General features: G+C 69.8%; 9 protein-coding genes. 7 read left to right on the plus strand and 2 right to left on the minus strand.

Annotated elements, in window-relative coordinates; genetic code table 11:
• Both FNH04_RS32940 and FNH04_RS32945 read left to right on the plus strand, forming a co-directional pair.
• Positions 1–1,119: peptidoglycan recognition protein family protein (locus FNH04_RS32940; protein ID WP_228031752.1), on the plus strand; the 1,119-nt coding region annotated here is incomplete at its 5' end.
• 184 nt (positions 1,120–1,303) lie between these two features.
• On the plus strand, positions 1,304–2,299 hold the full coding sequence (locus FNH04_RS32945) for a TAXI family TRAP transporter solute-binding subunit (RefSeq protein ID WP_152789520.1): 996 nt from the start codon (positions 1,304–1,306) through the stop codon (positions 2,297–2,299).
• Positions 2,300–2,406: 107 nt separating this feature from the next.
• Here FNH04_RS32945 and FNH04_RS32950 read toward each other — a convergent pair whose 3' ends face one another.
• Positions 2,407–3,813: a sensor histidine kinase gene (locus FNH04_RS32950; RefSeq protein ID WP_322724520.1), complete on the minus strand. Its 1,407-nt coding sequence runs from the start codon at positions 3,811–3,813 to the stop codon at positions 2,407–2,409.
• 9 nt (positions 3,814–3,822) lie between these two features.
• Positions 3,823–4,509 carry a response regulator transcription factor gene (locus FNH04_RS32955; protein WP_152789521.1) on the minus strand — a complete coding sequence of 229 codons (687 nt, stop codon included), beginning with the start codon at positions 4,507–4,509 and terminating at the stop codon, positions 3,823–3,825.
• A gap of 266 nt (positions 4,510–4,775) precedes the next feature.
• Here FNH04_RS32955 and FNH04_RS32960 point away from each other — a divergent pair, with 266 nt between their 5' ends.
• From FNH04_RS32960 to FNH04_RS32980, 5 genes are all read left to right on the plus strand, one after another.
• A complete protein-coding gene (locus FNH04_RS32960) occupies positions 4,776–5,552 on the plus strand; it encodes an amino acid ABC transporter ATP-binding protein (protein ID WP_152789522.1) in 777 nt (258 codons plus the stop codon).
• A gap of 303 nt (positions 5,553–5,855) precedes the next feature.
• Positions 5,856–6,707, plus strand: coding sequence for a glutamate ABC transporter substrate-binding protein (locus tag FNH04_RS32965; protein ID WP_152789523.1), 852 nt, complete (start codon positions 5,856–5,858; stop codon positions 6,705–6,707).
• A gap of 74 nt (positions 6,708–6,781) precedes the next feature.
• Positions 6,782–7,447 (plus strand): amino acid ABC transporter permease, encoded by a 666-nt coding sequence (locus FNH04_RS32970; RefSeq protein WP_322724522.1) that lies wholly within the window; start codon positions 6,782–6,784, stop codon positions 7,445–7,447.
• The gene (locus FNH04_RS32975) at positions 7,444–8,343 is read left to right on the plus strand and encodes an amino acid ABC transporter permease (RefSeq protein WP_152789524.1); all 900 of its coding nucleotides are present in this window, start codon (positions 7,444–7,446) and stop codon (positions 8,341–8,343) included. Before FNH04_RS32970 ends, FNH04_RS32975 begins: the two co-directional genes overlap by 4 nt.
• Positions 8,344–8,595: 252 nt before the next feature.
• Positions 8,596–10,326, plus strand: a 1,731-nt coding sequence (locus tag FNH04_RS32980; protein WP_322724523.1) for an FAD-dependent monooxygenase, incomplete at its 3' end; no start/stop codon positions are given.

The following is a 10,326-nucleotide window of genomic DNA, read 5'->3' on the forward strand; positions in this document are numbered from 1 at the left end:
CCCTCCCACCGCGCGAAGTCCCGGGTGCCCCGGCGCACTCTTTTCGGGGCCGCGGGCGCGCTGACCGCCGCCGCCGTCATCACCCCCACGGTGATGGCCGCGACGGACGACTCCGACAGCGCCACCAACGACACCGACGACACGAAGGCCGGCACGACGTCGGAGACCTTCCCCAAGACCCGCGCCAAGGCGGCCACGGGCGAGGACCCGGTGAAGGCCGCCTTCCCCATCACCCACGTGGGCGTGCTCTGGAAGGGCACGTCCGAGGCGTCCGGGGGCGGCATCCGGCTGCGCGACGCCGACGGCGGTCAGGGCGCCTGGCAGGACTTCAGCAGCGGCGGCTGCTCGGAGAGCAACGGCGGCGCGCTGCTGATCTCCGCGGAGAAGGCCTCCGGCTACGAGCTGAAGGCGCCCGAGGGCGCCACCGACCTGCGTTCGCTGGCGCTCGACACCCAGGAGGGGCCCGGGCGCAAGGTGGCCGTTCCGTCGGACACGACGCGCGTGCGGGGGGTCGCCTATCTGTCCCGGCCCGCCTGGGGCGCGGACGAGTCGCTGCGGTTCAAGCCGGACGGCACGGAGAACACGCCGACCGCGTACTACCCCTTCCAGACCATCACGGTCCACCACACCGCGACGGTCAACGACGACCCCGACCCCGCGGCCACGGTGCGCGCGATCTACCAGCTGCACGCCGTCACCAACGACTGGGGAGACATCGGCTACCACTTCCTCATCGACGAGCAGGGCACCATCTACGAGGGCCGCTACTCGGGTGACGACGGCCTGCCCGCGCACGACAAGGACGGCAAGCTGGTGACCGCCTTCCACGTAGGCGGCTTCAACTCGGGCAACCTCGGCATCGCCCTGCTCGGCACCCTCACGGACCAGGGCCCGACGGAGGCCGCCCGCAAGACGCTGACCCGTCTGATCCGCGTACTGGTGCGGCAGCACGGCGTCGACCCGAAGGCCACCGTGACGTACACCAACCCGGTCAACGGCACGCAGAAGGACGTACCGGAGATCAGCGGCCACCAGGACTGGATGTCGACGGAGTGCCCGGGCCGGACGATGTACCAGGAGCTCGAGAAGCTGCGTGAGGCGGTCGCGGGCCGCGGCTGACCCGCGGCACCCCCGCCCCGGACGGTGCCGGGCCCGTACTCCACGGGCCCGGCACCGCCGCATCCCGACCGCACAAGACCACAGATCCGCGCGAGACCGCAGGGCGGGCCGCCCCACGTCACGACCTCGCACCGGACGGGCCCGGGCCTTGGCCGCCGCCCGCTGACCTGGCAGGATCGCGCGCATGTTCCAGCCCAACCCCCGCTTCGGCGCCCACCGCGCGCTGCTGGCCTCGACGGCCGCGCTCGTGGTCCTCGGGCTGCTGGCGTGGTGGCTCTGGCCGCGCGAGGAGCCGCCGACCGGGAATATCACGATCAGCACAGGGCCGACGAGCGGCGTCTACCAGCAGTACGGCAAGCGGCTGCGCGACGCGATGGCCAAGAACATGCCGGGCCTGAAGGTGGAACTGGAGACGAGCGACGGCTCCCAGCAGAACGTCGCTCGCGTGGCCGACGGAGAGGCCGACTTCGCGATCGCCGCGGCCGACGCGGTGGAGACGTACCGGACGGTCGACAAGGCGGGTTTCGACCGGCTGCGCGGACTGGTGCGCCTGTACGACGACTATGTCCAGCTCGTCGTCCCCCACTCGTCGGGCATCGAGACGGTGAAGGATCTCCAGGGCAAGCGCGTGGGCGTGGGCCCGAAGCGCTCCGGGGTGCGGCTGATCGCGGAGCGCGTGCTCAGGGCTGCCGAGCTGGACCCCGAGAAGGACATAAAGCCGCAGAACGACACGATACGGACCGCTCCGGACCGCCTGCGGAAGGGAAAGATCGACGCCTTCTTCTGGTCGGGCGGCCTGCCGACGCGCGGCCTGCAGGAACTCGCCAAGGTGTACGGCTTCCGGTTCATCCCGATCAGCAGCGAGGTCGTCGACGAGCTGCACGGCCAGGGCGAGGCCTTCCGCTACTACCGGTCCGCCCTGATGCCCGGCGACGCCTACTGGTCCGTCCAACGCGGCGCTTCCGTACAGACCCTGACGGTGGCCAACCTGCTCATCACGCGCGCGGACATGGACCCCCGCCTCGTCGAATGGCTCACCCGCACGGTCATCAGGAACCGCGACACCATCGGCTCCGACGTCCACGCGGCCCAGCTCGTGGACCTGCGCACGGCGATCTACACGGACCCTCTGCCCCTCCACAAGGGCGCCGGGCGCTACTACCGCTCGGTCAAGCCGTAGGGCCCGTCCGGCGGATCAGGACCTGCCCCCACCGGCTCCCCCACCGGCTCCCCGGACCGGCAACGGCACCCTCACGGACCCGGCCCCGCTCACGAAATAGGCCCCGCTCACGAGATCGGCCTCGCCCGAGGCACCGTGACGGTCACCTTCAGGCCGTATGGCTCGCTGTGGGCGTACGAGACGGAGCCGTCGCCCGCGGCGAGAAGAGCGCGGCAGATGGACAGCCCGAGCCCCGAGCCCTTGACGTTCTGATGGCCCGGGCTGCGCCAGAACCGGTCGCCGACGCGGCCGAGTTCCTCGTCGCTGAGACCGGGCCCGCCGTCGGCGACGACCACCATGGAGACCTCTCCGTTGGAGCTGACCTCCACCTCCACGCCCTCCCCTTCCGGCGTGAACTTCAGCGCGTTGTCGATCACCGCGTCCAGCGCGCTGGACAGGGCGACCGGATCGGCCCAGGCCGTGGTGGGCGGGCAGGTCCCCTTCAGCCGTACGCCCTTGGTCTCGGCGACCGGCTCCCACGCGGCCACGCGCTCGGCGGCCAGCTCACCGATGTCGGTGAGCCTGAGATGCGCCTCGGCGTGCTCGGCGAGCGCCAGGTCGAGCAGGTCGTCGAGGACCTGGGCGAGGCGCTTGCCCTCGGTGCGGACGGAGGCGATCTCCTCGTTCCCCTCAGGGAGTTCGAGCGCGAGCAGGTCGATGCGCAGCAGCAGAGCGGCGAGCGGGTTGCGCAACTGGTGCGAGGCGTCCGCGACGAAGGCGCGCTGCTGCTCCAGGACGTCCTCGACGTTGTCGGCCATCTCGTTGAACGACCGGGCCAGGCGCCTGAGTTCCGGCGGCCCACCGGCGACCCGCACCCGCGACTTCAGCCGCCCGGAGGCGATGGAGTGGGTGGTGGCGTCGAGGACGCGTACGGGTTTGAGGACCCAGCCGGTCAGGCGCAGCGCCGCCCCGACGGCGAGGAGCATCGCGGCGAGCAGACCACCGGCGATGACCAGCCAGCCGCGCAGGATCTCCGACCGCATGTGCCCCGTGGGCGAGTCGGTGACGACGACGGCCACGACATCACCGTCGCGGACGACCGGGGACGCCACGACGAGACGGTGCCGGTCCCAGGGCCACACCTGCTCCGGGTCATGGCTGCGACGCCCCAGCAGGGCCTCGTGGAAGGCGTCGCGGCCCTCGCCCTCGGCGGGCACCACCCAGCCCTCCGGCGCGCTGGCCGTGGTGATCTCGTTGCGGTCGTAGACGCCCGCCCGGATGTCGTACAGGTCGTGGTAGCGGTCCAGTTCCTGCTGCAGGGTGTCGCGGCGCTCGTCCGCGACCTTCACCCGCGAGCCGCTGGGACGCTCCGTGACGTACTGCGCGAGGGCCGCGAAGCGCGCGGTGTCGTCGATGCGGTCGATGATCACCCTCTGCTGCTCGGCGGCCGCCAGGCTCCCCGCCAGCGGGATGCCGAGCGCGAGCAGCACAGCGGCCATCAGGACGATGAGCAGCGGGAGCAGACGAGTGTGCACGTCGGCACGCTACGACGCCGGGGTGACCAGCCGGTACCCGACCCCGCGTACTGTCTCGATCAGAGCGGGCATGCGCAGTTTGGACCGCAGGGACGCCACATGGACCTCCAAGGTGCGCCCTGTCCCCTCCCAGCTGGTGCGCCACACCTCGCTGATGATCTGCTCCCGGCGGAAGACCACCCCGGGCCGCTGGGCCAGCAGCGCGAGCAGGTCGAACTCCTTGCGTGTGAGCTGGACCACCGCTCCGTCCACGCTGACCTGCCGGGTGGGCAACTCGATGCGTACGGCCCCCAGATGGAGCGCTGCCTCGGTGGGCCCGGCGGCGTCGTCCTGGGCGCTGCGCCGGCTCACGGCGTGGATACGGGCGAGCAGTTCACCGGTGTCGTACGGCTTGACCACGTAGTCGTCGGCGCCGAGGTTCAGGCCGTGGATCCGGGACCGTACGTCGGACCGGGCGGTGACCATGATCACCGGTGTGCTGGTGCGCTTGCGGATCTTGCCGCAGACCTCGTAGCCGTCCTGGTCGGGCAGGCCCAGGTCCAGCAGGACGACACCGAATCCGGCTCCCTCGGGGACCAGCGCCTGGAGGGCCTCCTCGCCGCTGCGGGCGTGCGTGACGGTGAAACCGTGTCGCGCGAGGACCGCGGACAGGGCGGCAGCGACGTGGTTGTCGTCCTCGACAAGGAGCAGTCTCATTCCGTCCCCCTCCGATTCGCCGGTCGTTCGCTTCTCGCCGATGGCAGTCAGACCGATGGATACGCATGCCGTCAAGGGGGTTTCGGCCACGGGCCGCTTCCGTTACGCAGCCGGTACGAGGCCGGTGCGGCCCCGGGAGCGACTGCTACGCCCAGTGATCACACCGCTACCCGATCGTTATGCTCAATTCTCGCTCAGATGTAATGACGCTGGTCGTGAGGCATTACTAGTGTCCTCCCAACCGACGAGGACGGAGCAAGAGGCCGATGACCGAAGTATCGGTGACCAAGGACGCCGTACCCACGGCTGACGACCTGGTTGTGCTGCGGAACGTCAACAAGCACTTCGGCGCTTTGCACGTTCTCCAGGACATCGATCTGACCATCGCCCGGGGCGAGGTCGTCGTGGTGATCGGGCCCTCCGGGTCCGGCAAGTCCACCCTGTGCCGCACCATCAACCGCCTGGAGAGCATCGACTCCGGGGAGATCAAGATCGACGGCCGACCGCTGCCCCAGGAGGGCAAGGAGCTCGCCCGGCTGCGGGCCGATGTCGGCATGGTGTTCCAGTCGTTCAACCTCTTCGCGCACAAGACCGTGCTCGAGAACGTGACGCTGGGACAGCTGAAGGTCCGCAAGGCCGACAAGAAGGCGGCCGAAGAGAAGGCGCGCAACCTGCTCGACCGAGTGGGCGTGGGCACTCAGGCGGACAAGTACCCCGCACAGCTCTCGGGCGGCCAGCAGCAGCGTGTGGCGATCGCGCGGGCACTGGCGATGGACCCGAAGGTCATGCTCTTCGACGAGCCGACCTCGGCGCTCGACCCCGAAATGATCAACGAGGTCCTGGAAGTCATGCAGCAGCTCGCTCGTGACGGCATGACCATGGTCGTGGTCACCCACGAAATGGGCTTCGCCCGCTCGGCCGCCAACCGAGTGGTCTTCATGGCCGACGGCCGCATCGTCGAAGAGGCAGCGCCGGACCAGTTCTTCAGCAACCCCCGCAGCGACCGGGCCAAGGACTTCCTGTCGAAGATCCTGCACCACTGAGGTCCTGAACCATCGGGCCCTGAACCAACTGGGCTTGAACCAACTGGGCTTGAAGCAACGGGCCTTGAACCACTCAGGTCCCGTACAACTGAGGTCCCGTACAACTGGGATTTCGCACCTCCGGGGCCCCGCACTTCAGGTCTCGCACCTCTGGGGCTTCCCACCTCTGAGGTACTCGCACCTCCGGGCCCCGCGCCCAGGCCCACAACAGGCCCGTGTCACCCGCACCGACGGACGTCATTCCGCGCCGCCGGCCCGCATCTCTTCACCACGCACCTCTTCACCACGCAAAGGATGTGCTCCATGAAGCTCCGCAAGGTCACCGCCGCTTCGGCCACCATCTTCGCCCTCGCCCTGACCGCCACCGCGTGCGGCTCCGACGACAGCGGCAGCAAGGAGTCCGGTTCCGGCTCGGGTTCCGGCGGCAGCAAGTCGATCACCATCGGCATCAAGTTCGACCAGCCGGGTCTCGGCCAGAAGACCCCGGACGGTTACGCGGGCTTCGACGTCGACGTCGCGACCTACGTCGCCAAGGAACTCGGCTACAGCGAGGACCAGATCGAGTGGAAGGAGGCGAAGAGCGCCGACCGCGAGACCATGCTCCAGCGCGGTGACGTCGACTTCATCGCCGCCACCTACTCGATCAACGACGAGCGCGACAAGCTGGTCGACTTCGCCGGCCCGTACCTCCTCGCGCACCAGGACGTACTGGTCCGCGCCGACGACGACTCCATCAAGTCGCCGGAGGACCTCAACAACAAGAAGCTGTGCTCGGTGACCGGCTCGACCTCGGCTGCGAACGTCAAGGAGAAGCTGGCGCCCAAGGCCCAGCTGCAGGAGTACCCGACGTACTCGGCGTGTCTGTCCGGCCTGCAGAACAAGGCCATCGACGCGCTGACCACGGACGACTCGATCCTCGCCGGTTACGCCGCCCAGGACAACTTCAAGGGCAAGTTCAAGCTCGGCGGCTTCAAGATGACCAACGAGAACTACGGCATCGGCGTCAAGGAGGGCAGCGACCTCAAGGCGAAGATCAACACCGCCCTGGAGAAGATGGTCTCCGACGGTTCCTGGGAGAAGGCCGTGACGGCCAACTTCGGCCCGGCGAACTACAAGAACGAGCCCGCGCCGAAGATCGGCGACATCAAGAAGTGATGCAGGGCCCGGTGGTGCGCCGCCCCGGCGGGCGGCGCACCCGGGCGTAGCGACACGCGGAAGCGCGGGAGATCGTGTTCGACTTTTCAAGAGACTACGACCTGCTGGGAGCCTTCTGGACGACGGTGCAGCTCGCCGTCCTCTCAGCCATCGGCTCACTGGTCTGGGGCACCCTGCTGGCCGCCATGCGCGTCGGCCCGGTCCCTCTGATGCGCGGTTTCGGAACCGCCTACGTCAATATCGTGCGGAACATTCCGCTCACAGTGGTCATCCTGTTCACCTCGCTGGGCCTCAACCAGACCCTGGGCATCAAGCTCGGCTCCGACATCATCGAGACGAGCAACTTCCGACTCGCCGTTCTCGGTCTGGTCGCCTACACCTCGGCGTTCGTCTGCGAGGCACTGCGGTCCGGTATCAACACCGTGCCGGTCGGGCAGGCGGAGGCGGCCAGGGCCATCGGCCTGAACTTCACCCAGGTCCTGACGCTGATAGTGCTGCCCCAGGCGTTCCGCGCGGTCGTCGGCCCGCTGACCAACGTACTGATCGCCCTGACGAAGAACACCACGGTCGCCGCGGCGATCGGTGTGGCCGAGGCGGCGCTTCTGATGAAGGACATGATCGACAGGGAGGCACAGCTCCTGCTGATCGCCGCGATCTTCGCCTTCGGTTTCGTGTGTCTGACGCTGCCGACCGGCCTGCTGCTCGGCTGGGTGGGCAAGAAGGTGGCGGTGAAGCGATGAGCTCCGTTCTCTACGACTCCCAGGGCCCGCGCGCCAAGCAGCGGAACGTCCTCTACACGGGGCTCTTCGCTGTCGCCGTCGCCGCGCTCGTGTGGTGGGTGTATGACAGCCTCGACGAAAAGGGCCAGCTCGAATGGGTCCTGTGGAAGCCGTTCTTCGGCTCCGAGGCCTGGTCGACGTACATCTGGCCGGGTCTGCAGCAAACCCTCCTGGCCGCGGCGCTGTCCATGGTCATCGCACTGCCGCTGGGCGCGCTGTTCGGCATCGCCCGGCTCTCGGAACACGCCTGGATCCGCGTCCCGGCCTCGGTCGTGGTCGAGTTCTTCCGGGCCATCCCAGTGCTGGTCCTCATGATCTTCGGGAACGCCCTGTTCTCCGCGTACATGAGCGTCGACCCGGACGACCGGCCGCTGTATGCGGTCGTCACCGGCCTCGTGCTCTACAACGCCTCGGTCCTCGCGGAGATCGTCCGGGCCGGCATCCTCTCGCTGCCCAGGGGACAGTCCGAGGCGGCGATGGCGGTCGGGCTGCGCAAGAACCAGGTGATGCGGTTCATCCTGCTGCCGCAGGCGGTCACCGCGATGCTCCCGGCGATCGTCAGCCAGATGGTCGTGATCGTGAAGGACACCGCCCTCGGTGGCGCGGTCCTCACCTTCCCCGACCTGATGGCGGCCGTCAGCCCGATGAGCTCGTACTACGGCGCGAACGTGATCGCCAGCTTCACGGTCGTGGCGCTCATCTACATCGTGATCAACTTCGCCCTGACCAGCTTCGCGAGCTGGCTCGAGGGCCGGCTGCGACGCGGCAAGAAGTCCACGGGCGCGGTCATCGGTGCCGACGCGGTGGCCGAACTCGCGGCGCCGGGCGAGCACACGGACGTGACCAAGGGTCCGTGACATCAGCAGCATGCCTCCCGGTGTCGCCCGGCTGCCGTACGGCTACGGCTCTCCCCGCTGGTGCCCTGCCTCCCGGCCTGACAACTGACGACATGTGAATATTCGAAGGCAGTGGCGTACGCGCCACTGCCTTCGTCACTTGACGCAAACACCGGCAATGGGTTGCATACGTTCTGTGATCGCGCACCCCGCTCAAACTGGCTGTTCCCGAACGTTCCTCAGGACACCGCTCCGGGCAGGGGGCACCGCGCCGTGGACCCGGTGATCATCGTCGGAGCGGGGCCCGTGGGGCTTACGCTCGCCCTCGCGCTCGCGCGCCAGGAGGTGCCGTGCGTCCTCCTCGACGAGGGCCCCGGCAAGGACGAACAGCGGCTCGCGCGAACGGTCGTCCTACGCGAGGACACCACCGCGCTGGTGACGCGGCTCACCGGGTTCCCGCTGGCCGAGGCGGGTCTGCGGTGGGCCGGATGGCGGTCGATGCGACGCCGACAGGTGGTACGGGAGGTCCGTTTCGACCTCGCGGAGGACACGGTCGGCCGCACCACTGGTCGTGCGGACCGTGCGGATCGCGGCCGTACGGATGGCGGCCGTGCGGGTGGTGACCGTGTGGGCTGGGGGGACGGCGGGCCGCGCTCGGGCAGCGCCGCACCGGACGCTCCCGAGGTCTCCGCCGGGCCCGCCCCCGTGCATCTCGCCCAGCATGTGCTGACCGGCGCACTGCGCGAGGCGATCGCGGGCGAGCGGCTGGTCAAGGTCGCCGTGGACAGCCGCCTGGACTCGATCGAGCAGGAGGCGTCCGGCATCACGGCGCACACCCGAGGCCCCAAGGGCACCTGGTGGCGAGGCAGCTATCTCGTCGGCTGCGACGGCCCGCGCTCGACGGTGCGCAAGCTCCAGGACATCCGCTTTCCCGGGCGTACGGCCGTGGAGCGGCACGCGGTGGCGGCACTGCGCACGAAACTCCCGTGGCCGGATGAAGCGTTGCTCCACCGGGCGCCGTCATGGCGCACGTCCGGACCCGCGGCCGGGGAGGTCACCGCCCGCCCCCTCCCGGACGGCGTCTGGCGCCTGGACTGGCTGCTGCCTCCGGGCAAGGACCTGGTCACGCCGGACGTGCTGGTGGCGCGCATCCGGGAGACCCTCGCGGGCTGGACCGAGGGCTCCACACCGCCGTACGACCTCCTCGACACCGGAGTCCACACCGTCCACCACCGCCTCGCGCGCCGCTGGCGGGCCGGGCGCGTCTTCCTCGCCGGGGACGCCGCGCACCTGCTGGGCGCACTCGGCACCCACGGTCTGGACGAGGGCCTGCGGGACGCCGACAACCTCGCCTGGAAACTGGCGCTGGCCTGGCACCACGGCCCGCACGAGGGCCTGCTCGACAGTTACCAGGCCGAGCGGCGCGCCGTCGTCGCCGCCCGGCTGCGCGCCGCCGACCAGGCGCTGCCTGTGCTGCGCGGCGGCGGAGGTCTGCGGTCGTACGTGCTCGGCTCGTCCCGAGGTCATGACGCGCTGCTCGCGGACAGCCACTTGGGGCGCGGCCCACTGGGTGCGCCGGGAGCGTACGCCGATTCGCCGCTCGCGCCTCCGCGCAGCGAGTCGGAGACCACCGTCGCGACACCGCCCGGCACCACGGTCGTCGATGTGCGGGTGACCGCCGAGGACGGCGCCTTCGTACGGCTGCGGGACCGGCTCGGACGCGGGGCGCTGCTGGTGGTGCTGGTCGCGCCGGGTACGGGCGTGTGGGAGCGCAGGCACTGGGTGAGCGCCGGGATCATGCCCCGGCTCGCGGCGGCCGTGACCGCGCTGCCGCACCCCGCCGAGCTTCTGGTCACCGAGAGCTACCCGGGCGCGGCGGCGCACACGGTGCTGCTGATCCGCCCGGACGGCCACCTGGTCACCGCGCTGAGCGGGGTACGGCCGGCGGACCTGTACGCGGCGGCGGAGGCGACGCTGGGCGGGACGGGCGGTACTGGCCGGACG

This window comes from Streptomyces phyllanthi, assembly GCF_009377205.1.
Lineage (GTDB): Bacteria > Actinomycetota > Actinomycetes > Streptomycetales > Streptomycetaceae > Streptomyces > Streptomyces phyllanthi.